The following is a 26,217-nucleotide window of genomic DNA, read 5'->3' as shown; positions in this document are numbered from 1 at the left end:
CGGTCGCGCACGTCGCGCCCGACACGCGCGCACGTCGCGCCCGACACGCGCGCAAAAGGCGGACGGGAGGCCCGTGGCGGGGCCGCCACGGGCCTCCCGTCCGCCTCGTTGGAACGTTCCCAACTCTGGCTGGACGCGTTAGGTTCATATGTATGGACAAAGTGCGCATCGGACTCGTCGGCTACGGCATCGGAGGGCGGGCGTTCCACCGCCCGTTCCTGCTGGACGCGGCAGGCATCGACCTCGTCGGCGTCGTCGCCCGCTCGGCCGCGAAGCGCGAGCAGCTCGCGACCGACCTGCCCGGCGTCACCGTGCACGACTCCCTCGGTGACCTGATCGCCGCAGGCGTCGACGCCGTCGTCGTCACCACTCCCCCGTCCACCCGCCGCGAACTCGTCCTGCAGGCGATCGCCGCCGGGGTCGCCGTCGTCGCGGACAAGCCGTTCGCCCCGGACCCGGCCACCGCGCGCGAGATCCGGCAGGCCGCGGCCGACGCCGGCGTCGTGATCACGCCCTTCCACAACCGCCGCTGGGACACCGACCTCACCACCCTCCGGAACGTGCTGGACGCCGGACGGGTCGGGGCGCCGCTGCGCTTCTGGTCCCGCTTCGACCTGGTCGAGCGGCACGGCATCGCGACCGGCATCGGCGGCGGCGTGCTCTCCGACATCGGCTCGCACCTGGTCGACCAGGCCGTGTCGTTGTTCGGACCGATCGCCCGGGTGTCCTGCACGCTCGACGTCCGCGATGCCCGTTCGCTCGGCCGTGACCAGGACGGCCAGATCGACGCCGGCTTCACGCTCGCAGCGACGCACGTGTCCGGTGTCGAGTCCGTCCTGACCTCGAACAAGGCCGGGTGGCTGGGCGCACGGCAGCTCCGCCTCGACGGCGTCGACGGGACGTACGAGGCCACGAGCACCGACGTGCAGGCACAGGCAGCCGTGGCGGGTGCGTCACCTGCCGACGACCGGTCGACCTGGGGAGTCGAACCCTCGTCCGGGACCCTCACGACGGAGTCCGGCACGGTCGACGTCCCGTCGGCACAGAGCTCCTACACGGACTACTACGAGCGGTTCGCGCGGGCCGTCCGGGGGCTCGGTCCGGTGCCGGTGCCCGTCGACGACGCGGTGCACGTGGTCGAGGTGCTCGACGCGGCGCGCCGGTCGGCGGCGTCGGGCGAGACGGTCACCGTCCCCGCTCCGTAGCGCGTTCTTTCCCACGACATCTGCGATGCGAGGTCGAATCGGGCGTACCTGGTGAGAACTCCAGACCAGGTACGCCCGAATCGACCAGGAACGCGCGGGAGAGCGGCGGCCCCGTGTCAGAAGTCCGCGGGGCGCCGCACGTCGGCCAGGCCGGCGGTGGCGAACCCCCCGCGGATGATCGGGATCGCCCGGCGCACGGCCTGGTCGATGCGGAGTTCCAGGTCGACGTTGCCGATGTCGTAGCCACCTTCGCGCTTGGTGAAGTCGCGCTCGTTGCCGAACACCCCGATCGGCAGCGTCGTCGACTGGAAGAAGCCGAACAGCGGGCGCATCTGGTGCTCGACGAGCAGGGCGTGACGGTCGCTGCCGCCCGTCGCGGTCAGCAGGACCGGGGTGTCGACGAGGTCGTACTGCCCGATCCAGTCGAAGAACAGCTTGAACGCGCCGGAGTAGGCGGCGCGGAACGCCGGGCTGCCGACGACGAGCACGTCGGCGGCCTCGACGGTCTCGAGTGCCGCCCGGGTGCGCTCGGACATCGCCTCGCGCGACGACGCGGCACCGAGGTCGGCCAGGAGCGGGCCGATCTCGATGGTCTCGGTGCGGGCACCCTCGATCTCCTGCCCGAGGCGCGCCACCGTGGCCGCGACCAGGGTGGACGTCCTCGAGGGGTCCGAAGGGCTACCGCTGACGCCGACGACCAGTTCTCCACTCATGCGGTCGATGCTCACACGCCTGCCACCGAGGCGGTCCGCGTGTGACGACATGTGTCGGGTGCCAGGCCCCCCGGGTACCGTCCCGCGGCATGCAGACGTTCTTGCCGTACGCCGACTTCCGGGCCTCTGCCGAGGTCCTCGACGACCGACGTCTCGGCAAGCAGCGCGTGGAGACCCTGCAGGTGATGCGGGCGCTGACGCTGCCGGGGTACGGCTGGCAGCACCACCCGGTCACCGCGATGTGGCGCGGCTACCGTCCGGCGCTGATGGCGTACCAGGAGGCGACGTGCCGCGTCTGGCTCGACCGCGGGCACGTGGACACCTGCCTGGAGAAGACGCTGCTGGACCTCGGGCGGGTCCCGGAGGACCTGGTGGCGTACGAGCGCGGCGACGTCCCGATCCCGCCGTGGAACGACGACGAGGCCCTGCACGCGTCACACCGCTCGAAGCTCGTGCAGAAGGCGCCGGAGCACTACCGCGCACTGTTCCCGGACGCACCCGACGACCTGGACTACGTCTGGCCGGGCACGCCGCACGCCCCGGGCAGCACGGCCGCAGCCGTCACGCCACCGGGATCCACCGCGCACCGTCGCGGCGCGTGACGACGTCGGAGCGGATCTCGACCACGTCGCGGAGGCCGTGCACGGCCCGGTCGCGCACGACCGCTGCCGTTGCGTCGTCGTCGGACTCGAACCGGACGACTGCGCACGGCACACCGCGCAGCAGGCGGACGTCCTGCGCCTCGACCACGGCGTGCTCGGCGACCAGCCGGGCCGCAGCGGGCAGGACGGCGTCGGGCGCGGTCCCGGCGGCGAGCGCGCCGATCGCCAGGGTCACACGGTACGAGGGCATGCCCCGACGGTAGCGGGAGCGGGAGACACCGGGAGCCCGCCGTGGGCTGCAGGGGAACTGACGTCGTTCAGGGGGTCGACGTCGGCCCACGGCGGGTCGCGGTGTGTGGCGGGACGCGACGACAGGGGGAACGTCGCGCCCCGCTCCGGATGTCGATCAGGGGTATCGGCATCCGGTCTGGGGCACCGGCCGGGTCACGGGAGGAGCCGGGCGGTGTCGGACCTCAAGGGTGTTCGGTGTCCTCTCGGTACCGGTCCGTCTCGATCGGTGCGGGCATCGATCGTCGAGCGGCGGCGGGTCGGATCATGGGGAGCAGGGCGCTCCCGACGGTCGCGAGGGCTCCGACGGCGGCGATCAGCCCGAGGGGGGCGGTGCCGAGGTCGTGCTGCGCAGCCAGGGCGAGCGCGACGAGGGTCGCCGGTGCAGGCAGGAGCTGCACCGCTCGGAAGCGGTCGTCCCGTCGTGTCCGGGTCAACATCACGTTTGCCATGTGGACACTCTGGCGCAGATTCCGTGTCCGCATAAGGGGGGACACGACCCCACTCATGGAGTAGAACGTCTAGTACACCCCGCGTTCGACACGTCAGCCGAGTGCGCGGACGGTGGCCACGGCGTCCGCGACCGCTCCGACGACGACCGGTACGTCCTCCGCGGCGAGTGAACCGTCGAAGGTGAGTCGGAGCGCGGTCCGGGCGACCTCGTCCGGGATCCCGAGCGCGGTGAGCACGTGCGACGCCTCGGTGCTGCCGGCGGCGCAGGCGCTGCCGGACGAGGACACGACGTCGCGCTGTTCCAGCTCGAGCAGCACGGTCTCGCCGTTGACCCCGGGGAAGCAGAACGACGCGTGCCCGGGCAGCCGGTGCTCGCGCGACCCGGTCACGAACGCGCCGGGGACGGCGGCGAGCACCCCGTCGAGCACGGCGTCACGGACGGTCGTCGCGGCGGCGGAGGCAGCAGAACCACCAGAGGCAGCAGCACCGGCGGCAGCAGCACCACCGGCGGCAGCAGCACCGCCGGAGGCCACCAGCCCGAGCGCCGTCGCGACCGCCACCGCGCCGGCGACGTCCTCGGTGCCGGAGCGTCGGCCCCGCTCCTGTCCCCCGCCGTGCAGCAACGGTTCGACGGGCACCCCCGACCGGACCGCGAGCACGCCGGTCCCCTTCGGCGCCCCGAGCTTGTGCCCGGACAGCGACAGTGCGTCGACGCCCAGGACGTCGAGCCCGACCGGCAGCCACGGCGCGGACTGCACGGCGTCGGTGTGGAAGCGCGCGCCGACCGCGTGGGCCTCGGCGGCGAGCGCCGGGACGTCCTGCACGGTGCCGATCTCGTTGTCGGCGTGCGCGATCGACACGAGGGTCGTGTCCGGCCGGAGCGCCGCGCGCAGCACCGACGGGTCGACCAGGCCGTCCGACGCGACCGGCAGCACCGTGACGTCGAAGCCGTGGAAGCGTGCCAGGTACGCGCAGCTCTCGAGCACGGCCTCGTGCTCGATCGCGCTGGTGACGACGTGGCGTCCGCGTGGGGCGGCGAGCGCGATCCCCTTGACCGCGGTGTTCGCACCCTCGGTCCCACCCGTGGTGAAGACGACCTCGGCCGGTCGACAGCCGAGCACGCCGGCGACCGTGGCCCGTGCAGCGGCGAGCCCGCGCGCGGCCTCGTCACCGACACCGTGCGTCGACGACGGGTTGCCGAACACCCCGGTCAGGTACGGCCACATCGCCTCGAGGACCTCGCGGCGGACGGGGGTCGTGGCCGCCCGGTCCAGGTAGAACACGGTCAGTCCCCGGCCGCCACCGCGATGTCGAGCCCGAGGTCGAGCGCCCGGGCCGAGTGTGTGAGCGCCCCGACCGAGATGACGTCGACCCCGGTCGCGGCGATGGCCGCGACGGTGTCGAGGGACACTCCGCCCGACGCCTCGACGAGTGCGCGACCAGCGACGATGCCGACACCCGTCTCGAGCTCGGCCGGCGTGAAGTTGTCGAGCATGATCGTGTCGACGCCCGCCGCGACGACGGGCTCGATCTGGTCGATGCGGTCCACCTCGACCTCGACGTGCACGGTGTGCCCGAGTCGCTGCCGTGCTTCGGTGATCGCGTCACCGATGCCGATGCCGCCGGCGAGCAGCACGGCCAGGTGGTTGTCCTTGGCCAGCACGGCGTCGGACAGCGACGTGCGGTGGTTGTGCCCACCGCCGCAGCGCACGGCGTACCGCTCGAGCGCACGGAGCCCTGGCGTGGTCTTCCGGGTGTCGACGATGCGCGCCGAGGTGCCCGCTGCGGCCGCGACGTGGGCCGCGGTGGCGGTTGCGATCCCCGACATGCGCTGCACCAGGTTCAGCGCGACCCGCTCGGCGCGGAGCACCGAACGCGCCGACCCCGTGACGGTGGCGAGCGTGTCGCCGGCGGTGAACGCGGACCCCTCGTCGGCGTGCAGGGTCGCCCGGATCGACGGGTCGACCGCGTGCATGACCGCCACGAAGACGGTCCCGCCGCTCAGTACTCCGGGCTCACGGGCCGCGAGCGTCGCCGTCGCGGTCGCGTCGGCCGGGATGAGCGTCTCGCTGGTGACGTCGCCCCAGGGCGCGTCCTCTTCCAGCGCGGTCTCGATGACGCGGCGGAGGGCGTGCGGCGGGATGGTGCCGGGGTCGATGGTCATGCGGGAACCTCCTGCGGAACGGCGATGTGTCGAGTGACCGTCTCGGCGACCCAGGCGTACGAGGCCGGGGCTGCTGGATCGGTGTCGGGGTGGTCGGTGCGGGCGTGGGCGCCGCGGGACTCGGTGCGGGTCTCGGCGGCGAGCGCCACCAGCCGTGCCAGGTCGAGCAGTGCGCGGTCTTCGTGCTCGCGCACGCCGCCGGCGGCGGGCGCGGTGAGCGCGTCGAGCTCGCGCCGGGCGCTCGCCAGTCCGGTCGCGTCACGCAGCAGCCCGACGCGGTCGGTCATGACGGCCTGGACCGCCTGCCGGACGGCACCGACGTCGTCGAGGTGGGTCGCGCCTCCAGGCAGGGTCTGACGGGAGGCGCGGATCACGTCCGCCGCTCGGGGAACGCTGGTCACGCGCAGGTCTGCGTTCCCCCGCAGGCGGAGCAGGCCGGGCCGGGGTCCGGCGACCGCGTCCGCTGCGCGGACCGCGAAGACGAGTCCCTCGAGCAGGGAGTTCGAGGCCAGTCGGTTCGCGCCGTGGACCCCGGTGCACGCGGCCTCGCCGATCGCGAGCAACCCCGGGAGGCTGGTGCGCCCCTCGGCGTCGGTGGCGATGCCGCCCATCGAGTAGTGGGCCGCCGGGGACACCGGCACACCCTGTCGGGTCCAGTCGAAACCGGCCGCACGGGTGGCCCGGGTGAGTCCGGGGAAGCGTCCGGTCAGGAAGTCCACGCCGAGTCCGGTGGCGTCGAGGAGCACGGGTGCGCCGCCCTGGTCGCGGACGGCGGCGGCGATGCCGCGGGCGACGACGTCGCGCGGAGCGAGCTCGGCGTCCGGGTGCACCGCCGTCATGAAGCGGCGTCCGCGCGCGTCGCGGAGGACGGCTCCCTCGCCGCGGACGGCCTCGGAGACGAGCCCGCCGTCCGGCACCGCGAGGCGGGTCGGGTGGAACTGGACGAACTCCAGGTCGGCGACCACCGCTCCGGCACGCCACGCGGCGGCCACGCCGTCCCCCGTCGCCACGAGCGGGTTGGTGGTCTCGCGGTACAGGTGTCCCGCTCCCCCGGAGGCGATCACGACGGCGTCGGCGTCGATCCGTCGGGGTTCGCCGAGCAGGTCGAGGACGTCGATGCCGACGACGGTGCCGTCCCGGACGACGAGGTCGGTGAGGCAGGTGCGCTCGAGGATCGTGACGTGCTGGCGGTGCAGCGCGTCGATGAGCGTGCGCTCGATCGCCGCGCCGGTCGCATCGCCGTCGGCGTGCACCACGCGCCAGCGTCCGTGCGCGGCTTCGCGCCCGCGGGCCAGGTCGTCGCCGTACCGGTCGAGCGCCGACGGGTCGGTCGAGCGGTCGAACGGCACACCGAGGGCGAGCAGGTCGCGGACCCGGGCCGGCCCGTCGGTGCAGAGGACCTCGACGGCGCGCGCGTCCGCGCTGCCGGCCGCCGCGACGTGGGTGTCGGCCTGGTGCAGTGCCGGCGAGTCGTCGGCCCCGAGTGCCACCGCAACCCCGCCCTGGGCGTACGCGGTGGCACTGTCGGCGAGCGCGCCCTTCGTCACCAGCGTGACGTCGTGGACGGCGCTGGCACGGATCGCTGCGGTCAGTCCGGCGATGCCGGAGCCGACGATGACGACGTGCACGGTGGTCTCCCTCGGTCGTTCGGGTTCGGGCTCGGGCTCGGGGCTCAGCCGCGGGGCTTGGCCGCGAGCATGCGCTCGAGCGCGACCTTGGCGTCGGCCTGGACCTCGGCGGGGACGACGATCTCGTTGAGGACCTCGCCGCGCACCAGTGCCTCGAGCACCCAGGCGAGGTAGCCCGGGTGGATCCGGTACATCGTCGAGCACGGGCAGACGACCGGGTCGAGGCAGAAGATCGTGTGCTGCGGGTACTCGGCGGCGAGCCGGTTCACCATGTTGATCTCGGTGCCGATCGCGAACGTGGTCGGTTCGGTGGCCGCGGCGACGGTCTTCCGGATCAGGTCGGTGCTGCCGGCGTGGTCGGCGGCGTCGACGACGGCCATCGGGCACTCCGGGTGGACGATGACCTGGACACCGGGGTGCTCGCGTCGGGCCTGGTCGATCTGGTCCACGGTGAAGCGGCGGTGCACCGAGCAGAAGCCGTGCCAGAGGATGACCTTCGCCGCTTCGAGGTCGCTCTGCTCGTTGCCACCGAGGGGCTTCCGGGGGTTCCACATCGGCATCAGGTCGGTGCTGATCCCCATGGCCTTGGCGGTGTTGCGACCGAGGTGCTGGTCGGGGAAGAACAGCACGCGCTGCCCGCGCTCGAACGCCCACTCGAGCACCGTCGCGGCGTTCGAGCTGGTGCAGACGATGCCGCCGTTGCGCCCGCAGAACGCCTTGAGGTCGGCAGCGGAGTTCATGTAGGTGACGGGGATGACGGGCACCCGGCCGTCGGCGTCGGGCTCCGTGCCGTAGACGGCGGTCAGCTCGGCCCAGGCGGCCTCGACGCTGTCGATGTCGGCCATGTCCGCCATCGAGCAGCCGGCCGCGAGGTTCGGCAGGATGACGCGCTGGTCGTCGCGGGCCAGGATGTCGGCGGTCTCGGCCATGAAGTGGACGCCGCAGAACACGATGGCCTCGGCGTCGGGCTTCGTCAGCGCCGCGTTGGCGAGCTGGAACGAGTCGCCGAGGAAGTCCGCGTGCCGGACGACCTCGTCGCGCTGGTAGAAGTGCCCGAGGACGACGACCCGGTCGCCGAGCGTCGCCTTCGCCCGCTCGATGCGCTCGTGCAGCTCGTCGGTCGGCGCGGTCTTGTACTCGTCCGGCAGCACGCCCTGCCGCGGTGCGCTCGTCGGGATGACGTCGGTCATCGACGAGCCCGGGCCGTACCCGGGCCGGGAGTCGAAGTCCCACGTGGGCATGGCGAGGTCGGGCGTGCAGGTGCTGCCGCCGGCCTTGCCGTTCGAGATGAGGTCGATGGTCGTCGCGATGGACACGGTGGTTCCTATCGGTTCTGCGGTCGTGTGCCCTGCTGCAGCGGGCCGTTGTCCGCGTAGGCCAGGTCGGGGTTCGAGCGGTACAGCCGGGCCGGACGGTGCCGACCCCCGCTCGTGGTCTCGTCGGTCGGCAGGATCGCGTCGGTCTTCTCGACCTGCCGACGGAAGTTCGCGGGGTCGAGCGCGCGCCCGAGCACCGCCTCGTACACCCCGCGCAGCTCGGCGAGGGTGAACCGGTCCCCCAGGAAGGCCTGGGCGATGCGGGAGTACGACATCTTGGTGCGGAGCCGCCAGAGCGCGTACTCCACGATCCGGTCGTGGTCGAAGGCGAGCGGCGGGTGCTCGTCGGCGAGGAACCAGCGGACGTTCCAGTCGTCCGGCACGACGTTCGCCTCGTCCGGGTGCACGAGCGCCCAGTACACGATCGACACCACCCGGCTCGGTGAGCGGCCGACGTCGCCGAACGCGTAGAGCTGTTCGAGGTAGCGGGGCTGCACGTTCGTCGTCTCGCGCAGTCGGGCCGCGGCGGAGTCCTCGAGTCCCTCGTCGACGCCGACCCAGCCGCCGGGCAGCGCCCACGACCCCTCGAACGGTTCGGCGACCCGGCGCACCAGCGGCATCCACAGCGCCGGCGCCCCGGTGTCGGGGTGCGGGCGCAGCGCGACGATCACGGTCGAGACCGCGACGCGGGTGCCTGCTTCGTCCATGGTGGACCTTAATGTCATTCTGACTCGAAGTGTTCGGGTTGCGATGACACTATCACCGCTTCGCGGTGTGTTGCGCCCGTGAGGGCCTCCGGGTCGTCACGAACCGGAAACAGATCGTCACGAGGCCGAAAACTCCGGGAGGCCCCGCGTGGATACGGTGAGGATCATGACGACGGTGACGAGGATGCATGCCGTGGTGTCGGGGACCGTCCAGGGGGTCGGGTTCCGGTACTGGACGGCACGGAAGGCCGACGGGCTCGACCTCGTCGGGTACGCCAGGAACCTCTGGGACGGCACCGTCGAGGTCGAGGCCGAGGGGCCGTCGGTCGCGGTCGAGACGTTGATGGAGTGCCTGCGGAGCGGGCCGCCGTCGGCCACCGTGACGGACGTCGAGTTCCGGCCGGTCGTGCCGCACGGCGACGCCGACGGGTTCGCGATCCTGCACTGACCCGGTCGCCCCGACCGTTCACGTGCGGATGTCGGTGCGGAGCGGAATAATCGAATCCACTCAGGCGGTTGCCCTGTCTGCGCGTTCTGCGCCACCTCGTTCCACCAGTCGTGATCCACCAGGAGCTCCCGCATGACCCAGGCCGTCGATTCCGCCCCCCGCACGGGAAGCGTCTCGCAACCGACCGCTGCCGAGACCCGTCTCGTGATCGGGCTGCTGCTCGTCTCCGCGTTCGTCGTCATCCTCAACGAGACGATCATGGGCGTGGCGCTGCCGCGGCTGATGGACGACCTCGACATCAGTGCGGCGACCGGGCAGTGGCTGACCACGGGCTTCCTGCTCACCATGGCGGTCGTCATCCCGATCACCGGGTTCCTGCTGCAGCGGTTCAACACCCGCCCCGTCTTCGTCTGGGCGATGGGCCTGTTCTCGGCTGGCACCCTGATCGCCCTGCTCGCACCCGGGTTCACGCTGCTGCTCGTCGGCCGCATCGTCCAGGCCAGCGGCACCGCGATCATGATGCCGCTCCTGATGACGACGGTGCTCACCCTCGTCGACCCGGCCCACCGTGGCCGCATCATGGGCAACATCTCGATCGTCATCTCGGTCGCGCCGGCCATCGGCCCGACGATCTCCGGGCTCATCCTCAACGCGTTCGACTGGCGCTGGCTGTTCGGCTTCGTCCTGCCGATCGCGATCGCTGCGCTCATCCTCGGCATGGTCAAGGTCCGCAACGTCTCGACGCCCCGCCGGGCACCGCTCGACGTCGTCTCGGTGATCTTGTCCGCGTTCGCGTTCGGTGGGATCGTCTACGGCCTGTCCAGCATCGGCGAGGCCGGCACCACCGGCCTGTTCGTCCCGGTCACCGCGCTCGTCGTCGGTGCCGTCGCCCTGACGGTCTTCATCCTCCGTCAGACCCGACTGCAGCGCACCGACAGCGCCCTGCTCGACCTGCGCACCTTCCAGACCCGCGGCTTCACCGTCCCGATCGTCGCGATGGCGCTGAGCTTCATGGCGATGTTCGGCACGCTCATCCTGCTGCCGATCTACCTGGAGCGCGTCCTCGGGCTCGAGGTCCTGAACGTCGGACTGCTGCTGCTCCCCGGCGGGCTGCTCATGGGGCTCCTCTCCCCCATCGTCGGACGCATCTACGACCGTCGCGGACCGCGCGTGCTGCTCATCCCCGGCTCGATCATCGTCAGCGCGGTGCTCTGGGCGCTCTCCACGGTCGGCGTGGACACCAGCGTGTGGTTCGTCCTCGGGGCGCACGTCGTGCTGAGCATCGGCCTGGCGCTCACCTTCACCCCGCTGTTCACGGCGGCGCTCGGTGGCCTGCCCCCGAAGCTCTACTCGCACGGCAGCGCGGTCCTCGGCACGGCGCAGCAGCTCGCCGGAGCCGCCGGCACCGCCCTGTTCGTCACCCTGCTCACGATCGGCGCCGCCACGGCAGCGACCGGCGCGGGTGCGGACGCCGTGGCCGCTGCGACCGCCTCCGGTGTGAAGACCGCGTTCATGGTCGGCGCGGTGATCTCGCTGTTCGGCATCCTGGCATCGGTCTTCGTCACCCGTCCGGCGGTGCCCGAGGGCGCGCCGACGCCCCCGCCCGCGCACTGACAGCAGTGCCGCCCACGGGTCCACGTGGCATCGTGGGCGGCATGCGGTCGACGGCGAGCGAACTGAACTGGTCCGGCACGGTCACGTACACGGCCGAGCAGGTGCTCCGACCGGGCTCGATCGACGAAGCAGCCGAGGTCGTCGCACGCTCCCCGCGGGTGCACGGGCTCGGCACCCGGCACTCGTTCAACGACTCCGCCGACGCCCCGGGGGTCCTGCTCGACCTGACCGCGGTCCCCACCGACCTGGTCGTCGACCCCGAGCGGCGGACGGCGACCCTCGGAGCCGGTACCCGCTACGGCGTCGTCGCTCCCGACCTCGACCGCGCCGGGTTCGCGCTGCACAACATGGGCTCGCTCCCGCACATCTCCGTCGGCGGCGCGGTCGCCACCGGCACCCACGGCTCCGGCACCACCCTCGGCTCGCTGACCACCGCGGTCCGGTCCCTCGAACTGCTCGGCCCCGACGGTTCGCTCCGGACCGTCGACCGCACCGACCCGGCGTTCCCCGGCACCGCCCTGCACCTCGGGCTGTTCGGCATCGTGACCCGGGTCACGCTCGACCTCGAACCCACGTACCGGATGCGGCAGGACTCGTACGGGCCGTTCCCGTGGAGCACGTTCACCGACCACGTCGCCGCAGTCCACGCCGCCGGGTACTCGGTGTGCGCCTACACGGTCTTCGGCGACGAGATCAGCGAGGCGCTCGTGAAGTCCCGGGTCCCCGACGGCGCCGACGACACCGCCGTGCCGGACGACCTGTTCGGCGCTCCCCGGCTGCCCGGCTCCCCCGGCGACGGCCACCACACGGCGCGCGACGGGTCGGTGGGCCCCTGGTGGGACCGGCTGCCGCACTTCCCCATCGAGTCCGTGCCGAGCCACGGGTCCGAGGTGCAGAGCGAGCACTTCGTCCCGCTCCGGCACGCGGCGGCGGCGCTCGACGCCCTGCGCGGGCTGGCCGACCGCATCCAGCCGCACCTGCACGTGTGCGAGCTCCGGACGATGGCGGCCGACGACCTCTGGCTGAGCCCGACCCAGGGCGAGGACGTGCTCTGCATCGCGTTCACCTGGCAGAAGCACCCGGAGGCGGTCGCTGCGCTGCTGCCCGACCTCGAGGCGCGGCTCGCACCGTTCGACCGGCGACCGCACTGGGGCAAGATGAGCTCGCTCGACGGCGACGCGATCGCGGAGCTGTACCCGAGGGTGGCGGACGTCCGTGAGCTGATCGCACGAGCCGACCCGGACCGGACGTTCGCATCCGCGTTCGGCGAGCGGGTGCTGCGGGCCTGACCCGCGCCTCCAGTCCGACGCTCCTGCGCACCTGCGCACCCGCGCCCCGGTGCCGGTCCGCAGCGTGCGTCAGCGCAGGCGGGTGACCACCTTCGCACCCCCGTCCCAGTGCCGGAGACCGCCCACGGTGAGCACCTCGGGCAGGGGCCCGTCCGCAGCGAGGACCCGGAGCGCCGCCGGCAGGTCGACGTCGCGGATCCGCCGAGCGAGGGTGACGTGCGGCGCCCACCGACCGGGCAGCGACGAGTCGACCGAGCCCGGAGCGGCGGCGTCGACCGCGCGGTGGAAGCGGGCCAGTGGCTCGTCGACGACCACGCCGAGGCCGAGCACGTGCCGACCGGGGCCGGCGGGGAAGAGCAGGACACCGGCGACGCGCAGGGCCTCGGGCACCGCGACGTCGAGGTCCGTCGGCACGGGCAGCGCCTCGCCGGCCACGAGGGTGACGTGCGGGTCGTTCGTGCCCGAGTGGCCGAGGCTCGGCAGCTCCGCGGCGACGAGGGTCTGCCAGAGTGCCCGGACCGCCGCGTCCGAGGGGCCGTCGAGGACGAGTTCGATGCTGCGCACGTACCGAGTGAACCAATGCACCCCGTGACGGCGATGTAACACGGCGGAACGGAACTCGCACCGGGGACCCGCTCCCGTCACACTCGACTCCACGCCGCGGACCACCGCGGCTCCCCCGCACAGCACGGCCCACGAGGAGCACCAGCATGTCCGCAGCCCCCGCACTGCCCGAGAAGCCGAAGGGCAAGCGCCCGATCGGCTGGATCATCGCCGCCGTCATCGTCGTCGTGGCGATCGTCGTCGCCGTCATCGTCGGAGTCGTGCGCTCCGGTGGCGACAGCGGTGGCGCTGCCGCCGGTGACGCTGCGCCGAAGACCGTCACCATCGGTGTCTCGGACAAGTCGCTGCCCTACTGGAACACGTACGTGAAGGCCGCCAAGGAGCAGCTCAACGTCACCGTGAAGCTCCAGAACTTCTCGGACTACTCGCTGCCGAACCCTGCGCTCAAGGACAAGCAGATCGACATCAACCAGTTCCAGCACATCCAGTACCTGGCGAACTACAACGTCACCTCGGACGACGACCTGCAGCCGATCGGCGCGACGGCCGTCTACCCGCTGCCGCTGTACTCGACGAAGGTCTCCGACGTCGCGGACTTCGAGGACGGCGCGAAGGTCGCGATCCCGAACGACGCCATCAACGAGGCCCGTGCGCTCCTGGTCCTGCAGGCCGCCGACCTGCTCGAGCTCAAGGACGGCGGCAACGCCTTCTCGACCACGGCCGACATCACCTCGCACAAGGTCGACGTGCAGACGCTCGACGCCTCGCAGACCGCGAACGCCCTGCAGCAGGGTTCCGTCGAGGGCGCGATCGTCAACGTGAACTACGCCACCTCGGCCGGGCTCGACACCAAGGACGCGATCTTCCAGGACGACCCGAAGAGCGCCTCGGCTGCCCCGTACGTGAACGTCTTCGCCGTCCGCGACGCCGACAAGACCAACAAGACGTACCTCGACCTGGCGAAGCTGTTCCAGGACGACGCCGTGCAGAAGGTCTTCGCGAAGGACTACCCGGACGCCGTCCCGAGCGACGAGAGCGCCGCCTCGCTGCAGAAGGAGCTCACCACGGTCGAGTCCGACGCGAAGGCGGCAGCGGAGTAGTGCCGGTCCTCGTCGAACTCCGCGGCGTCTCGAAGCACTACCGCCGCGCCGACACCGGCGAGACCGTGGTGGCCGTCGAGGACGTCTCCCTGGACGTGCACCAGGGAGAGGTCCTCGGCGTCATCGGGTACTCCGGTGCCGGCAAGTCCACCCTGGTCCGTCTGGTGAACGCCCTCGAGCTCCCCAGCTCCGGGACCGTCACCGTGGCGGGCAAGGAACTGACGGCGATCCCCGAGCGGGATCGCCGTCTGGCGCGTCGCAACATCGGGATGATCTTCCAGCAGTTCAACCTGTTCCGGTCTCGCACCATCGCCGGCAATGTCGCGTACCCGCTCAAGGTCGCCGGTGTGCCGAAGGAGGAGCGGGACCGTCGCGTGGCCGAGCTGCTCGACTTCGTCGGGCTCCTCGAGCGCGCCCACGCCTACCCGGAGCAGCTGTCCGGCGGTCAGAAGCAGCGCGTCGGCATCGCGCGGGCCCTCGCGGCGTCGCCCGACCTGCTGCTCGCCGACGAGGCCACCAGCGCCCTCGACCCGGAGACCACGTCCGAGGTGCTCGGGCTGCTCCGCCGGGTGAACAAGGAACTCGGCGTGACGATCATCGTCATCACGCACGAGATGGACGCCGTCCGGCAGATCGCCGACCGCGTCGCCGTGATGGAGCAGGGACGCGTCGTCGAGGTCGGGGACGTCTACGACGTGTTCTCCGCGCCGAAGACGGGCGCTGCGCAGCGGTTCGTCCGCACCGCGCTGCACGACCGCCCCTCGGTCGACACGCTCGCTCGCCTGCGCGAACGCCACCCCGGTCGTCTGGTGACCGTGCAGATCACCGACGAGGCCGGGCTGCAGAACCGGATCGACGCGGTGTTCCGGTCCGCAGGGGTCACCGCCGAGCTCGTCTACGGCGGGGTCGGCGAGATCCGCGAGCGCCGGATCGGTTCGCTCACGTACGAGCTGACGGCCGGCGGGGTCGCCGACGCCGGTGCTGGTGCTGGTGCTGGTGCTGGTGCACCGGACGCCATCGATCGCGCCGTCGCCGCCCTGCGCGCCGACGGCGTCACGACCGACGAGGAGGCAGCAGCGTGAACAACTCGTTCCAGAGCCTGATCGACACGTTCGACGTCTTCCTCGCCGCCATGCGCGACACCATCGTGATGTCGCTCGTGTCACTCGTCATCGCCGGCGTCATCGGGCTCGCCCTCGGGCTGCTGCTCTACGCGACCCGGCCGGGCAACCTGCTCGGCAACCGCACCGCGTACACGATCATCAACGTCGTCGTGAACCTGGTCCGGCCGATCCCGTTCGTGATCTTCCTCGCCGCGATCGCCCCGCTGTCGCGCGTCGTGGTGCAGACCACGATCGGCGTGCCCGCGGTGACCTTCGCGATCTCGTTGGCAGCGGCCTTCGCGGTGTCGCGCATCGTCGAGCAGAACCTGCTCGCGGTCGACCCCGGCGTCGTCGAGGCGGCTCGCGCGTCGGGCGCTCACCCGATCTCGATCCTGCTGACCGTCCTGATCCCCGAGGGCCTCGGGCCGCTCATCCTCGGCTACACGTTCATCTACATCGGCATCGTCGACATGACGGCGCAGGGTGCGTTGATCGGTGGCGGTGGACTCGGTGAGTACGCGATCACCTACGGATCGCAGCGGTACGACTGGTGGATCGTGTACGTGTCGGTGGCGGCGATCGTCGTCATCGTGCAGCTCGGCCAGTTCGTCGGCAACCGGCTGGCGCGCGCGACCCTGCGTCGCTGACGGGTCGCGACTCCCCGCTCACGTCCGCCGAGTGGTCACGACGTGTCGCTCGGCGGAACGCTGGCCGACAGTTCGTGACCACGCGACGGCGGGCGCGGCGCGTTTCGCCGCCTCGCCACGTGCTGTGGCCGCAACCGACTGGAGGCCCGGCGCCGGTACACGAGACCGGCACCGGGCCTCCAGTGCGTTGCCGGCTCCACCGGCGCGCCCAGCGTCGCCCGCCGAGCAGTCACGACTTCCCGCCGTCGCCCGCCGAGTGGTCACGACGTGTCGTCTGCCGGACCGCCGGCCGACACTTGCTGACCAGTCGACGACATGCGCGCGGGTCAGGCGGCCGGGGACTCCACGGTCTCGATCGTGCCGGTCGCTCCGGGGTGCTCGTAGTGCGCGCGCACCAGGATCGGACGGTGGTCGGAGATACCCGCCGGCAGGGTCTCGACGCCGGCGATGTGCAGCCCGACGCTCGTCGCGAAGTCGAAGTGGCCCGTGAACTTGCGGTACCGCAGGTACGTCGGCTGGTCGGACAGCGACAGTGCGAACCCGCCCTGCTCGATCTTGCGACGCAGGTTCGTCTGGAACCAGGGGTAGTTGAAGTCGCCGACCATGACCGCGGGGACGTCCTTCGCGAGCTCGCGGAGGAACTGGTGCGCCGCCTCGATCTGCTTGCGACGCAGGGAGTTCGTCGCGGTCAGCGGTGAGGCGTGGAACGAAGCGACGACGACCTCGGCGTCGGCCTCGGTGTCGCGCAGGTGCATCGCGATGAGCCGTTCGTGCGCGGGTGCGAGGACCCGGTCGTGCAGGGACTTCTGCAGCGAGTGGATGCTGAAGTCCTGCACCTCGAAGCGGTCGTCGCGCTTGTAGATGGCGAGCCCGAGGCGGTTCGTGCGGGTCGACGCGGCGAGCGAGAGCCCACCGATCGACGGGGCCAGGTCGTTGCTGTCGCACTCCTGCACGCAGAGGACGTCGGCGTCGGAGGCCTCGGCCAGGGCGGCGAGTTCACCGTTCGCAGTGTGCTCCCGGAGGTTGTAGCTGACGACCCGGAGGGCAGTGGGCGGCACGCCTGCGTCGGTGGCGATCGTGCTCTGCTGTTCTGGCGCGGCCATGCTGCCTTCCTGTCCGGGTGGTCCGGGTCACCCTGCCGCGGCAACCGTACTCGGCGTTCGCAAACGGATGCTGAGACTGTAACGCCTGTCGGGTTTCGCGCGTGTGACCGTGACGGAAACGGACAGTCGCGGGCCGCGCGCAGGGCTGCGTGGAACCGCCCGGGTCAGGCGCGGACCCGGCGGGCGGGTCGGACGGTGTCCCCCGCTGTGCGGCTCATCAGGATGCCCTCGACGCACGCGACGGCGAGCAACGCCGCGATGACCCAGAACGCGACGGAGTACGGGCCGTCGCCACCGAGCCCGCCGGCCGCGCGGATCACGACCGCGGCGACGGCGACGCCGAACCCGGCGGCGGTCTGCTGCAGCGTCGACGAGAGCGTGTTGGCCGGGGTCATGTCGGCCTGCTCGACGTCGGCGAAGGCGATGGTGTTGTACGCCGTGAAGCCGACGGAGCGGGCGGCGCCGCTGACGACGAGCAGGACCGCGAGCAGCCAGAACGGGGTGTCCTCGGTCATGAACGCCATCGCGACGACGGTCAGCGCCGCGATCGCACTCGACACGATGATCACCGGGCGGTAGCCGAACCAGCGCAGGAACGGCGTCGTCATCGGCTTGATGCCGAGGTTGCCGACGAAGACCCACAGCACGGCGGACCCGGCGAGCACGGCGCTCCAGCCCCAGGCGTCCTGGAACAGCAGTGGGAGCACGAACGGCACCGCGGAGACCGCGAGGCGGAACAGGCTGCCGCCGGCGTGCGACACCCGGAACGTCTCGAGCCGGAACGCCTCGAGCCCCATGATCGGGTGCGGTGCCCGGCGGAAGTGCCGGATCGCGAACCAGCAGCAGACGGCGCCGACGACACCGGACACCACGACGGCCAGGACCGGGATGACGTCGAGCGCGAGCAGCGACGCCATCACGACGAGCGACCCGAGGCCGAAGCACGCGAGCAGCGACCCGAACCAGTCGAACGGCACACGCTGCGCGGCGCGCTCCTGCGGGACGAGCACGAGCGCGGCGACGAACGCGATGACGCCGAGCGGGATGTTGATCAGGAAGATCCAGTGCCACGTCAGGGTGTCGACGAGCACGCCGCCGATGAACGGGGCGATGATCGGCGCGGCGAGGGCGGGCCAGGTGAGGATCGCGATGGCCGTGACGAGCTGCTCGCGACCGGCGCTCCGGAGCACCACGAGCCGGCCGACGGGCACCATGAGCGCACCGCCGAGCCCTTGCAGGATGCGCCAGAGCGTCAGGTCGACGAGGCCGGTCGACATCGCGCAGAGTGCCGATGCGATCGTGAAGAGCGCGATCGCGCCCGCGAAGACGGTGCGGGACCCGATCCGGTCGGTGAGCCAGCCGGACACGGGGATGAAGACCGCCAGGGTGACCAGGTACGCGGTGATCGCGACGCCCACCGCGGCCGAGTCGACGCCGAGGTCGCGTCCCATCGCGGGCGCTGCGGTCGCCAGGATCGTGCCGTCGAGGAGCTCCATGAAGAAGGTCCCCGCCACGAGCACGGCGACCGCCGTGCTGCCCGTCCGCCGTCTGGGTGTCGTCATCGTCGTCGCCATGTCGCGTCAAAGGCTATGCCCGGTGCCGGGTCGCGGGGGGATCGTGTCAGGAGGTTCCGCGATCGTGTTGTGCATTGCAGAATGATGCGCACCAGCGCGTTGCCCTGCGGGTCCGCCGAGCGGGAGCGTGGAGGCTGCGCGACGACAGGAGGCTCACCGATGACCGACGCCGACCCGACGACCGGGACCGTGACCACGAAGGGCGCCTGGGACCCGGCAGCGGGCACTCCGCACCACGTCCTCGACCGCGCCCACCTGCCCGTGATGACCCTGCGCGAGTCCGCCCTGGCGAACAACACCGCCGTCATGCAGGCCTACGTCGACCGCCACGGGCTGCTCTTCGCACCGCACATGAAGACGCACATGGCACCCGACCTCGCCGCGCGGCAGATCGACGCCGGAGCGTGGGGTGTGACGGTCGCGTCCGTCCAGCAGGCGATGGTCGCGTGGGAGCACGGCGTGCACCGGATCTTGGTCGCGAACGAGGTCCTCGACCCCGCCGGCCTCGCCTGGCTCGCGTCGCGACGCACGGTCGACCCGGACGCCGACGTCCTCTGCTACGTCGACTCCGCCGCGGGCGTCACCGCCGCCGTCGCCGCGCAGGGCACCGTCGCCGGCGAGCTGCACGTCCTGGTCGAGCTCGGGTTCCCGGGCGGGCGCACCGGGGTCCGCTCCCCCGACGACGCGCGTGCCCTCGCGCTGCTCGCCCACGACGCCGGGCTCGTGCTCCGCGGTGTCTCCGGGTACGAGGGCGGGCTGCCCGGCGTCGACGCTGCCCGCGAGTACGTCGCCGGCGTGCTCGACGTCGCCGAGGACGTCCGCGGGCTCGTCGACGGTCGCGGGCTCCTCAGCATGGGCGGCAGCGCCTGGTTCGACGCCGTCGTGGACGCCGTGGCGCACCGCACCGACGACCTCGACGTGCTGCTGCGGTCGGGTGCGTACCTGACCCACGACGACGGCTTCTACGCCGAGCGCACGCCCTTCGGCCGGCACCCGGCCGAGGGCTCGCTCATCGCCGCGATCGAGGTCTGGGGACGCGTGACGTCCTGCCCGGAGCCCGGACTCGCGTTCGTCGCCGTGGGCAAGCGCGACATCTCCTTCGACGAAGGGCTGCCGGTGGTGCGGTCGGTACGGCCGACCCTGCCAGGAGGCCCGGCGGGCGCCCCACAGGTCGTCCCGCCGCCCGGGGCGGTCACCGTCACCCGCCTCGACGACCAGCACTGCTACCTCGCGCTGGCGGACGGCGCCCCGGAGCTGACGCCCGGCGACGTCGTCGTGTTCGGCATCTCGCACCCCTGCACGGTGTTCGACAAGTGGCGGCAGGTGCACGTCCTCGCCGACGACGACACCGTGCTCCGGACGATCGCGACGTGGTTCTGATGCGCGCGACCACCGCGGCCCCGGTGCCGACGGACGGCGACGGTCCTGCCCGGAACGCCGCACTGTCCCTGCGTCGCGCGCTCCGCCTGCTCGACTGCATCGCCGACCGGACCCGCAGCGGCGCGGTGTCCGTCAGCCTGTCCGTGCTGGCCGCCGAGCTCGGCACCTCGAAGTCGACGGTGCTCCGCCTGACGGCCCCGATGCTCGAGAACGACCTGCTGCGCCGCACCGCGGACGCCGGGTTCACGCTCGGCCTCGGTGCCCTGCTGCTCGGGCAGAGCTACCTCGAGGGGATCGACTTGCGCTCCGCCGCCGCCCCGTTCCTGCGTCGGACGGCGGAGCAGACCGGGCTGACGTGCCACCTCGTCGTGCCGGACGGCACCGACATCGTCTACGTCGACAAGGTCGAGACCCGCGGCACCGTCCGCATGGGCTCCCGGATCGGGAACCGCCTGCCGATGCGGAACACGGCGTCCGGCAAGGCGATCGTCGCGTTCGGTGAACCGGAGCTGCTCGACCGGGTCCTCGCCGAACCGGCCCAGGTCATGACGGACCACACCATCACCGACGACGACCACTGGCGGCACGAGGTCGACCGCACGCACGGACGGGGGTACGGCATCGACGACCGCGAGAACGAGCCGGACATCCGGTGCGTCGCCGCCCCGGTGTTCGACCACGCGAACCAGGTGGTCGGCGCGATGAGCATCTCCGGGCTGGCCTCGCGGTTCCCCGCAGCGGCGGTCCGCGAACTCGGCGACGGCGTCGTGCGGACCGCCCACGAGATCTCCGTCGCGCTGGGGTCCTCGTCGGCGCAGCTCGCCCTCGCGCGGGGTGCCCGGTGACCGGCACGGTGCTGACGTTCGGCGAGACGATGCTGCTCCTGACCGGGCGCGACGTCGGCGCGGTGCCGGACCTGGAGCACATGCGGGTGGACACCGGCGGCGCGGAGAGCAACGTCGCGATCGGCCTGGTCCGCGCCGGGGTGCCGGCCACGTGGATCGGTCGGGTCGGCACGGACCCCGCCGGCGACCGGGTCGCCGCCGACATCGGTGGGGAGGGCGTCGACGTCCTCGCGGTCCCCGACGCCGAGCGATCCACCGGCATCATGATGAAGGAGCGGCTGCTCGACGGCCGCACCCGGGTGACCTACCACCGCCGTGGTTCGGCCGGCTCGGCGTTGGCCGCGACGGACCTGCCCGGCAGCGTCGTCGAGACCGCTGCGCTCGTGCACGTCACCGGGATCACCCTCGCGCTCTCCGAGTCCGCACACGACACCGTGACCGCAGCGCTCGACCGGGCTGCCGCCGCCGGTGTGCCGGTGTCGTTCGACGTCAACCACCGGCCGAAGCTCATCGGCGCCGACGCTGCACGAGACCGGTACCGAGCCGTCGCAGCACGGTCCGCCGTGGTGTTCGCCGGCGACGACGAGGCCCGACTCGTGCTCGACCGCGACGAACAGGACGATGACGAGGAGTCACTCGCGCACGACCTCGCCGCACTGGCACGGGGCCGCGCGGTCGTGAAGCTCGGCTCCCGCGGCGCCGTGGCGTCGATCGACGGCGTGTTCGTCCGTCGGCCCGCGACCCCGGTGCGCGTCGTCGACCCGGTCGGTGCCGGTGACGCGTTCGTCGCGGGCTGGCTCGCGGCGAGCATGGGCGGAGCGGACGCCGCCGAGGCGCTCGACCGGGCCGCCGACGCCGGCGCCCTCGCCTGCACCATCGAGAGCGACTGGCGCCGACCGGACCCGGCCGCGTTGCACCACGCCCCGGACCCGTCGGACACCGACCACACCGTGCACGACCACGTCGACCGCTGACACCGCGTCCGCCGACACCGTGTCCGCCGAACACCACCACTCGAGGAAGCGCACCATGACGAACGACACCACGAGCACCGAGCAGCACGCCGGCGCACGGCACCGCCACCAGGCCGGACCGGCGATCGCGATCCTCCGCGGCGGCACCGGCGACCACGTCGAGGACGTCATCGCCACCCTGGTCGAGTCCGGCGTGACGGCGATCGAGATCACCACGAACACCCCACGCTGGCGCGAGGGCATCGCGTGGGCGGTGGAGCGGTACGGTTCCGCGGCGTCCATCGGCGTCGGCACGGTGCTCGACGTCCGCCAGCTCGACGATGCCGCCGCCGCCGGCGCCTCGTTCGCCGTAAGTCCCCACCTCGACGCCGAACTCGGCGAGCGCGCGCACGAGCGTGGCCTCGGCTGGTACCCCGGTGCCGCGACCCCGACCGAGATCGTCCACGCGTGGCGGCTCGGTGCCCGCGCGGTGAAGGTGTTCCCGGCGGCGCAGCTCGGCGGCCCCGCGTTCCTGAAGCAGGTCCTGGCACCGCTCGACTTCGTCGACGTCATCCCGACCGGGGGCATCGGGGTCGACGACGCCCCGGACTACCTGGCCGCCGGTGCGGTCGCCGTCGGACTCGGGTCCCCGCTCGTCGGCGACGCGCTGACCACGGGCGACCTCGACGCCCTGCGGGAGCGGGCCGGCCGCCTCGTCGCGGCGCTCGACCGATGACCACCGGCGATCCCGAGCACGTGACGGGCTCCGAGCAGCCCACCGGCGAGCAGTCCGCCGGCGGCGGCGTCCTGCTGCGCGGCGGGTCGGTGCTCGGTGCGGACGGGGCCCCGGTGCACGCCGACGTCCTCGTCGCCGACGCTGTCATCCGCGCCGTCGGTGCCGACCTGGACGCCCCTGCCGACGCGCACGTGATCGACTGCGACGGACGCCTGGTGCTGCCGGGCTTCGTGGACGCGCACTCGCACGCCGGGTCGCTCGTGTTCGACGAGGGCGTGCAGCTCGCGCTCCTGAGCCAGGGTGTGACCACGATCGTGACCGGACAGGACGGCGTCGGACCGGCACCGGGTGACGGTTCGTACGCCGACACGTACTTCGCCGCCATCGACGGCCCGCACCCGACGTACCGCGGTGGCGGGGTCCACGGCCTGCTGACGACCTACGACGGCACGACCCCGATCAACGTCGCGACGCTCGTGCCCGCCGGCACGGTCCGGCACCAGGTCATGGGCGACGACCCCGGGCCGGCGGACAGCGCGCAGCTGGCCGCGATGCGGGAGCTCGTGCGCGACGGCCTCGCGGACGGTGCGGTCGGCCTGGCGACGGGGCTCGACTACGTCCCCGGCCTGTTCGCCGGCACTGCAGAACTCGCTGCGCTCTGCACCGAGGTCGCTGCCGTCGACGGCCTCTACGTGTCACACATGCGCGGTGGTTACGAGGGGAACGCCCGCGCCGGCCTCGACGAGATCGCCGACATCGTCCGCGCGTCGGGCGTCCGCGCACACGTCTCCCACCTGCACGCGCCCGTCGACCTCGCGGTGACGGCACTGGCCGAACTCGAGGCCGAGGGCGCCCCGATGTCGTTCGACGCCTACCCGTACTCGCGCGGCTGCACGATCCTGTCGATGCTGCTGCTGCCCGCGGCCCTCGCCCGCCCCGGCACCGAGGACCTCGCCCACGCGATCGCCGACGACGAGGGTCGCGCCGCGGTCCGGGCGGCCGTGCTCGACCGCGTGCTGTCCCGCGCCGACCTCGGCACCGGCTGGGCGGAGCAGATCACGCTGTCGCACGTGCCCGCCGCCGAGTTCCACGCGCTGCAGGGCCGCACCCTCGCCGACGCCGCCGAGGCGACCGGGACGGATCCGGTGGACCTGGCCCTCGACGTCCTGGTCGACTCGGCCCTGCAGGTCACCGCCGTGATGCGCGTGCCCCGTCCCCGGACTGCCGACGACCTCGCACCGCTCTTCCGACTGCCCGGGCACACGGCCGGGTCCGACGGCATCTTCGTGGGCACGCACCCGCACCCACGCGCGTACGGCACGTTCGCACGCTACCTGCAGGACTTCGCCCGCACGGGGCTCCTGACATGGCGCGAGGCCTCGCGGCACCTGTCCACCACGGCGGTCGAGCGACTCGGCCTCGGTCGACGGGGCTCAGTCACCGTCGGGGCGGTCGCCGACCTCGTGGTCGTGGATCCCGATCGGGTCGCGGCGCGGTCGTCCTACGACGAACCGATGCGCCTGGCCGAGGGCATCGACGACGTCCTCGTCGCCGGCGTCCCCGTGCTGGCCGAGGGCGCCCTGACGCACGCGACCCCCGGTGCCGGGCTGCGTCGCCACCCGGGTCGGATCGACCACGAGCAGGGAGCAGCGGGCACCGGGGGTCGGTGACCCAGCACGGCCGGTGACGCAGCGCGGCCGGTGACGCAGCCGAGCCGGTGACGCAGCACGGTCAGGGACGCAGCACGGTGCCGCGCCTCGGTGAGGCTTCACACAGCCTGCGCCGACGTCACGAAGCGCTCGGCAGCACCGCCACGACGTCGATCTCGACCAGGATGTTCGCCAGGTGCGACTGCACGGTGGTGCGGACCGGGTACGGCTGCGAGAAGTGCTTCGCGTACTCCTCGTTGAAGGCCGGGAAGTCGCGGTCGGAGTGCTCGAGGTGCACCGTGGACTTCACGACGTCGTCGAGGGTGGCACCGTGCTCGGCCAGGACCGCTGCGACGTTGGCCAGCACCTGCGCGGTCTGACCAGCCACGTCGTCGGCGATCGCACCCGTGGCGGGGTCCTGCGGGCCGAACCCGGCGGTGTAGATGAAGCCGTTGGCGACGATGCCCTGGCTGTAGGGCCCGGCGGGCTTCGGGGCGTTGTCGGTCACGATGGCGGTCTTCGGCGCGGTGGGGTTCGGCACGGTTGCTCCTGTGGTTCGTCGGTCGTGGGCGGACTCCAGGCTAGGCGGAAGGCCGCCTCGAGAGCCGACCACGCACCCGACCGATTCCGTATTGCAGAACGCAGGGCGGGCCTCCCGTCCGGGGTGCCGCACCGACCACCCAGGTGGAGGGCGACTACCCTGGCCGGGTGCCGTCCTCCCTGCCCGAACGCCGCCGAGCGCGCACGGGTTCGCGCCGAGCACGCGCATGAGCCGGCTCGACGGCGCGGTCACCGGGACCGCCGCGACCGGACGGCGCCGCGCACTCGACACCGTGACCTCCCTGCCTGCGTGGGCGGCCGTGCTGCTCGTCTGGACCGGCGGCCGGCTCGTGTCGACGCTGTGGCTGGCACTCGCGTACCCGCTCATCGGACGGGCGATGCCGGACAACGCCATCTGGGGCAACGGGCACGGCTTCACGGCGTTCCTCACCGCCTGGGACGGTCAGTACTACGAGCAGATCTCGCTGCACGGGTACCCCGACGTGCTGCCGCTCGACGCCGTCGGCAACGTGGCGCAGAACGCCTGGGCCTTCCTGCCGGCGTTCCCGTTCACGATCCGGATGCTCACCGCATCGACCGGGCTGCCGTTCACCGTCGGCGCCCCGCTCATCTCCGTGCTGGCCGGTCTGCTGGCGACGTACCTGCTGCACCGCTTGGTCCGCGACCGTGCGGGCAACGCCGCCGCGATGTGGGCAGTCTTCTTCTTCACGTGCGGGCCGCTGTCGTTCCTGCTGCAGGTCGGGTACGCGGAGAGCATGTTCCTCGCGCTCACGTTCGGCGCTTTGCTCGCCCTGGAGCGTCGCCGGTACGGGCTGCTCACCGTGCTCGGGGTCGCCGCTGCCTTCACCCGTCCGGGTGCGTTGGCTGTCCCGCTCGTGCTCGGGGTCATCGCCCTGGTGCGGTGGGTCCGGGCTCGCCGTGAGACCGGGCGGGTGCTCGACACCTTCCCGCTCCGCGAGCAGGTGCAGGTCGTGGCCGCCGGCGCCGTGATGGTGGCGGCGGGCCTCGCGTGGCCGGTCATCGCGTCGCACGTGACCGGCACGCCGAACGCCTACCTCGAGACCGAGATGTCGTGGTGGGTGAACTTCATCGGCCGCGTGGACTTCGTGCCCTTGTCGCCGTGGTTCCTCATCGCCGGGCGCTGGCTCGGCGTCGGCGGGATCCTGATCGTGGTGTTCTTGCTCCTCGGGTTCCCGATCTGGCTGCTCCGCCGGTCGACGCAGCGGCTCGGCTCGACGACCGTGCTGTACTCGGCCGCCTACGCGCTCTACATCTTCGCGGTGTCGCTGCCGATGGCCTCGACCCCGCGGCTGCTCATGCCCCTGGCGCCGTTGTTCGGCTCGCCGGAGCTCGTCGCGAAGCCGTGGATGCGGTGGACGTTCGTCACCGCGGCGCTGGCCGGGCAGCCGGTGCTCGTCGCGGTGCTCTGGCTGCTCGGGCCTCCGTAGCGAGGACGGCGACGCCGGCAGCGGCCCCGGCATCGGCACGACGGCAGCTCCGACGCGGAACGACGGCACCGACGTCGTACGACATCGGTCCCGTCGTTCGGAGTCGGTTCGAGCCGAGCCGAGCCCG

Annotated in this window: 26 protein-coding genes; 14 read left to right on the top strand and 12 right to left on the bottom strand. The window is 72.3% G+C overall.

Annotated elements, in window-relative coordinates; genetic code table 11:
• Positions 1-152 precede the first annotated feature (152 nt).
• Entirely contained in the window at positions 153-1,205 is a 1,053-nt protein-coding gene (locus tag EDF28_RS12930) for a Gfo/Idh/MocA family protein (RefSeq protein WP_123938582.1), read from the top strand.
• 116 nt (positions 1,206-1,321) lie between these two features.
• Here the strand turns inward: EDF28_RS12930 and EDF28_RS12925 are convergent, their stop codons facing one another.
• Complete coding sequence (locus EDF28_RS12925) at positions 1,322-1,918, bottom strand: NAD(P)H-dependent oxidoreductase (protein WP_165901113.1); 597 nt, start codon at positions 1,916-1,918, stop codon at positions 1,322-1,324.
• An 89-nt stretch (positions 1,919-2,007) separates the two neighbouring features.
• Here EDF28_RS12925 and EDF28_RS12920 point away from each other — a divergent pair, with 89 nt between their 5' ends.
• Positions 2,008-2,520: an MSMEG_6728 family protein gene (locus EDF28_RS12920; protein WP_123938581.1), complete on the top strand. Its 513-nt coding sequence runs from the start codon at positions 2,008-2,010 to the stop codon at positions 2,518-2,520.
• On the opposite strand, the gene EDF28_RS12915 is transcribed toward EDF28_RS12920, so the two are convergent.
• The 7 genes from EDF28_RS12915 to EDF28_RS12885 form a co-directional block, all read right to left on the bottom strand.
• Positions 2,480-2,770, bottom strand: coding sequence for a hypothetical protein (locus tag EDF28_RS12915; RefSeq protein WP_111084333.1), 291 nt, complete (start codon positions 2,768-2,770; stop codon positions 2,480-2,482). The genes EDF28_RS12920 and EDF28_RS12915 overlap by 41 nt on opposite strands.
• A 223-nt stretch (positions 2,771-2,993) precedes the next feature.
• Positions 2,994-3,260: a hypothetical protein gene (locus tag EDF28_RS12910; protein ID WP_123938580.1), complete on the bottom strand. Its 267-nt coding sequence runs from the start codon at positions 3,258-3,260 to the stop codon at positions 2,994-2,996.
• Positions 3,261-3,353: 93 nt separating this feature from the next.
• Positions 3,354-4,544, bottom strand: a complete 1,191-nt coding sequence (locus EDF28_RS12905) for a cysteine desulfurase family protein (RefSeq protein WP_123938579.1) — start codon at positions 4,542-4,544, stop codon at positions 3,354-3,356.
• A 2-nt stretch (positions 4,545-4,546) separates the two neighbouring features.
• Positions 4,547-5,425, bottom strand: a complete 879-nt coding sequence (nadC, locus tag EDF28_RS12900; protein ID WP_123938578.1) for a carboxylating nicotinate-nucleotide diphosphorylase — start codon at positions 5,423-5,425, stop codon at positions 4,547-4,549.
• Complete coding sequence (gene nadB, locus EDF28_RS12895; RefSeq protein ID WP_123938577.1) at positions 5,422-7,053, bottom strand: L-aspartate oxidase; 1,632 nt, start codon at positions 7,051-7,053, stop codon at positions 5,422-5,424. The genes nadC and nadB overlap by 4 nt, the downstream gene beginning before the upstream one ends.
• Positions 7,054-7,097: 44 nt before the next feature.
• Entirely contained in the window at positions 7,098-8,369 is a 1,272-nt protein-coding gene (gene nadA / locus EDF28_RS12890; RefSeq protein ID WP_123938576.1) for a quinolinate synthase NadA, read from the bottom strand.
• Positions 8,370-8,377: 8 nt separating this feature from the next.
• Positions 8,378-9,076, bottom strand: coding sequence for an NrtR DNA-binding winged helix domain-containing protein (locus EDF28_RS12885; protein WP_123292041.1), 699 nt, complete (start codon positions 9,074-9,076; stop codon positions 8,378-8,380).
• Positions 9,077-9,242: 166 nt separating this feature from the next.
• Between EDF28_RS12885 and EDF28_RS12880 the strand changes: the two genes are divergently transcribed.
• The 3 genes from EDF28_RS12880 (at position 9,243) to EDF28_RS12870 (ending at position 12,427) form a co-directional block, all read left to right on the top strand.
• Positions 9,243-9,524, top strand: a complete 282-nt coding sequence (locus EDF28_RS12880) for an acylphosphatase (RefSeq protein ID WP_228504877.1) — start codon at positions 9,243-9,245, stop codon at positions 9,522-9,524.
• A 132-nt stretch (positions 9,525-9,656) separates the two neighbouring features.
• The gene (locus EDF28_RS12875) at positions 9,657-11,138 is read left to right on the top strand and encodes an MDR family MFS transporter (RefSeq protein ID WP_123292040.1); all 1,482 of its coding nucleotides are present in this window, start codon (positions 9,657-9,659) and stop codon (positions 11,136-11,138) included.
• A 41-nt stretch (positions 11,139-11,179) separates the two neighbouring features.
• Positions 11,180-12,427, top strand: coding sequence for an FAD-binding protein (locus tag EDF28_RS12870; protein ID WP_123938575.1), 1,248 nt, complete (start codon positions 11,180-11,182; stop codon positions 12,425-12,427).
• A 69-nt stretch (positions 12,428-12,496) separates the two neighbouring features.
• Here the strand turns inward: EDF28_RS12870 and EDF28_RS12865 are convergent, their stop codons facing one another.
• Positions 12,497-12,991, bottom strand: a complete 495-nt coding sequence (locus EDF28_RS12865; protein WP_123938574.1) for a 2'-5' RNA ligase family protein — start codon at positions 12,989-12,991, stop codon at positions 12,497-12,499.
• Positions 12,992-13,137: 146 nt separating this feature from the next.
• Between EDF28_RS12865 and EDF28_RS12860 the strand changes: the two genes are divergently transcribed.
• The 3 genes from EDF28_RS12860 to EDF28_RS12850 are packed head-to-tail and all read left to right on the top strand — an operon-like array spanning position 13,138 to position 15,841.
• Entirely contained in the window at positions 13,138-14,091 is a 954-nt protein-coding gene (locus EDF28_RS12860) for a MetQ/NlpA family ABC transporter substrate-binding protein (protein WP_123672400.1), read from the top strand.
• Positions 14,091-15,173 (top strand): methionine ABC transporter ATP-binding protein, encoded by a 1,083-nt coding sequence (locus EDF28_RS12855; RefSeq protein WP_123938573.1) that lies wholly within the window; start codon positions 14,091-14,093, stop codon positions 15,171-15,173. The genes EDF28_RS12860 and EDF28_RS12855 overlap by 1 nt, the downstream gene beginning before the upstream one ends.
• Positions 15,174-15,223: 50 nt before the next feature.
• Positions 15,224-15,841 carry a methionine ABC transporter permease gene (locus EDF28_RS12850; RefSeq protein WP_111084480.1) on the top strand — a complete coding sequence of 206 codons (618 nt, stop codon included), beginning with the start codon at positions 15,224-15,226 and terminating at the stop codon, positions 15,839-15,841.
• 326 nt (positions 15,842-16,167) lie between these two features.
• Here the strand turns inward: EDF28_RS12850 and EDF28_RS12845 are convergent, their stop codons facing one another.
• Both EDF28_RS12845 and EDF28_RS12840 read right to left on the bottom strand, forming a co-directional pair.
• Positions 16,168-16,944: an endonuclease/exonuclease/phosphatase family protein gene (locus EDF28_RS12845; RefSeq protein ID WP_111084345.1), complete on the bottom strand. Its 777-nt coding sequence runs from the start codon at positions 16,942-16,944 to the stop codon at positions 16,168-16,170.
• Between the two features lie 164 nt (positions 16,945-17,108).
• Positions 17,109-18,518 (bottom strand): MFS transporter, encoded by a 1,410-nt coding sequence (locus tag EDF28_RS12840; protein WP_200849218.1) that lies wholly within the window; start codon positions 18,516-18,518, stop codon positions 17,109-17,111.
• Between the two features lie 159 nt (positions 18,519-18,677).
• On the opposite strand from EDF28_RS12840, the gene EDF28_RS12835 reads away from it, so the two are divergent.
• Genes EDF28_RS12835 through EDF28_RS12815 form a run of 5 tightly spaced genes read left to right on the top strand, consistent with a single transcriptional unit; the run spans position 18,678 to position 24,102 of the window.
• Positions 18,678-19,898 (top strand): alanine racemase, encoded by a 1,221-nt coding sequence (locus EDF28_RS12835; RefSeq protein WP_185094237.1) that lies wholly within the window; start codon positions 18,678-18,680, stop codon positions 19,896-19,898.
• The gene (locus EDF28_RS12830) at positions 19,898-20,743 is read left to right on the top strand and encodes an IclR family transcriptional regulator (RefSeq protein WP_123938571.1); all 846 of its coding nucleotides are present in this window, start codon (positions 19,898-19,900) and stop codon (positions 20,741-20,743) included. Before EDF28_RS12835 ends, EDF28_RS12830 begins: the two co-directional genes overlap by 1 nt.
• The gene (locus tag EDF28_RS12825) at positions 20,740-21,717 is read left to right on the top strand and encodes a sugar kinase (RefSeq protein ID WP_123938570.1); all 978 of its coding nucleotides are present in this window, start codon (positions 20,740-20,742) and stop codon (positions 21,715-21,717) included. The genes EDF28_RS12830 and EDF28_RS12825 overlap by 4 nt, the downstream gene beginning before the upstream one ends.
• 55 nt (positions 21,718-21,772) lie before the next feature.
• Positions 21,773-22,432 (top strand): bifunctional 4-hydroxy-2-oxoglutarate aldolase/2-dehydro-3-deoxy-phosphogluconate aldolase, encoded by a 660-nt coding sequence (locus EDF28_RS12820; protein WP_123938569.1) that lies wholly within the window; start codon positions 21,773-21,775, stop codon positions 22,430-22,432.
• Entirely contained in the window at positions 22,429-24,102 is a 1,674-nt protein-coding gene (locus tag EDF28_RS12815) for an amidohydrolase family protein (protein WP_123938568.1), read from the top strand. Before EDF28_RS12820 ends, EDF28_RS12815 begins: the two co-directional genes overlap by 4 nt.
• 118 nt (positions 24,103-24,220) lie before the next feature.
• Here EDF28_RS12815 and EDF28_RS19595 read toward each other — a convergent pair whose 3' ends face one another.
• Positions 24,221-24,622: a RidA family protein gene (locus tag EDF28_RS19595; RefSeq protein ID WP_235035960.1), complete on the bottom strand. Its 402-nt coding sequence runs from the start codon at positions 24,620-24,622 to the stop codon at positions 24,221-24,223.
• Positions 24,623-24,848: 226 nt separating this feature from the next.
• Here EDF28_RS19595 and EDF28_RS12805 point away from each other — a divergent pair, with 226 nt between their 5' ends.
• Positions 24,849-26,090, top strand: a complete 1,242-nt coding sequence (locus EDF28_RS12805; protein ID WP_123938567.1) for a hypothetical protein — start codon at positions 24,849-24,851, stop codon at positions 26,088-26,090.
• Positions 26,091-26,217: the final 127 nt, after the last annotated feature.

It is taken from the genome of Curtobacterium sp. PhB137, assembly GCF_003814955.1.
Lineage (GTDB): Bacteria > Actinomycetota > Actinomycetes > Actinomycetales > Microbacteriaceae > Curtobacterium.
Note: the sequence above shows the minus strand (reverse complement) of the source record. Positions and strands in the feature narration are given on the sequence as shown.

Bases quoted from the DNA above. Each gene is read 5' to 3' on its own strand.
- EDF28_RS12930 (WP_123938582.1), top strand. From the start codon at position 153: ATGGACAAAGTGCGCATCGGACTCGTCGGCTACGGCATCGGAGGGCGG.
- EDF28_RS12925 (WP_165901113.1), bottom strand. From the start codon at position 1,918: ATGAGTGGAGAACTGGTCGTCGGCGTCAGCGGTAGCCCTTCGGACCCC.
- EDF28_RS12920 (WP_123938581.1), top strand. From the start codon at position 2,008: ATGCAGACGTTCTTGCCGTACGCCGACTTCCGGGCCTCTGCCGAGGTC.
- EDF28_RS12915 (WP_111084333.1), bottom strand. From the start codon at position 2,770: ATGCCCTCGTACCGTGTGACCCTGGCGATCGGCGCGCTCGCCGCCGGG.
- EDF28_RS12910 (WP_123938580.1), bottom strand. From the start codon at position 3,260: ATGGCAAACGTGATGTTGACCCGGACACGACGGGACGACCGCTTCCGA.
- nadC (WP_123938578.1), bottom strand. From the start codon at position 5,425: ATGACCATCGACCCCGGCACCATCCCGCCGCACGCCCTCCGCCGCGTC.
- EDF28_RS12885 (WP_123292041.1), bottom strand. From the start codon at position 9,076: ATGGACGAAGCAGGCACCCGCGTCGCGGTCTCGACCGTGATCGTCGCG.
- EDF28_RS12880 (WP_228504877.1), top strand. From the start codon at position 9,243: ATGACGACGGTGACGAGGATGCATGCCGTGGTGTCGGGGACCGTCCAG.
- EDF28_RS12875 (WP_123292040.1), top strand. From the start codon at position 9,657: ATGACCCAGGCCGTCGATTCCGCCCCCCGCACGGGAAGCGTCTCGCAA.
- EDF28_RS12870 (WP_123938575.1), top strand. From the start codon at position 11,180: ATGCGGTCGACGGCGAGCGAACTGAACTGGTCCGGCACGGTCACGTAC.
- EDF28_RS12860 (WP_123672400.1), top strand. From the start codon at position 13,138: ATGTCCGCAGCCCCCGCACTGCCCGAGAAGCCGAAGGGCAAGCGCCCG.
- EDF28_RS12850 (WP_111084480.1), top strand. From the start codon at position 15,224: ATGCGCGACACCATCGTGATGTCGCTCGTGTCACTCGTCATCGCCGGC.
- EDF28_RS12845 (WP_111084345.1), bottom strand. From the start codon at position 16,944: ATGGCCGCGCCAGAACAGCAGAGCACGATCGCCACCGACGCAGGCGTG.
- EDF28_RS12840 (WP_200849218.1), bottom strand. From the start codon at position 18,518: ATGGCGACGACGATGACGACACCCAGACGGCGGACGGGCAGCACGGCG.
- EDF28_RS12835 (WP_185094237.1), top strand. From the start codon at position 18,678: ATGACCGACGCCGACCCGACGACCGGGACCGTGACCACGAAGGGCGCC.
- EDF28_RS12830 (WP_123938571.1), top strand. From the start codon at position 19,898: ATGCGCGCGACCACCGCGGCCCCGGTGCCGACGGACGGCGACGGTCCT.
- EDF28_RS12820 (WP_123938569.1), top strand. From the start codon at position 21,773: ATGACGAACGACACCACGAGCACCGAGCAGCACGCCGGCGCACGGCAC.
- EDF28_RS12815 (WP_123938568.1), top strand. From the start codon at position 22,429: ATGACCACCGGCGATCCCGAGCACGTGACGGGCTCCGAGCAGCCCACC.
- EDF28_RS12805 (WP_123938567.1), top strand. From the start codon at position 24,849: ATGAGCCGGCTCGACGGCGCGGTCACCGGGACCGCCGCGACCGGACGG.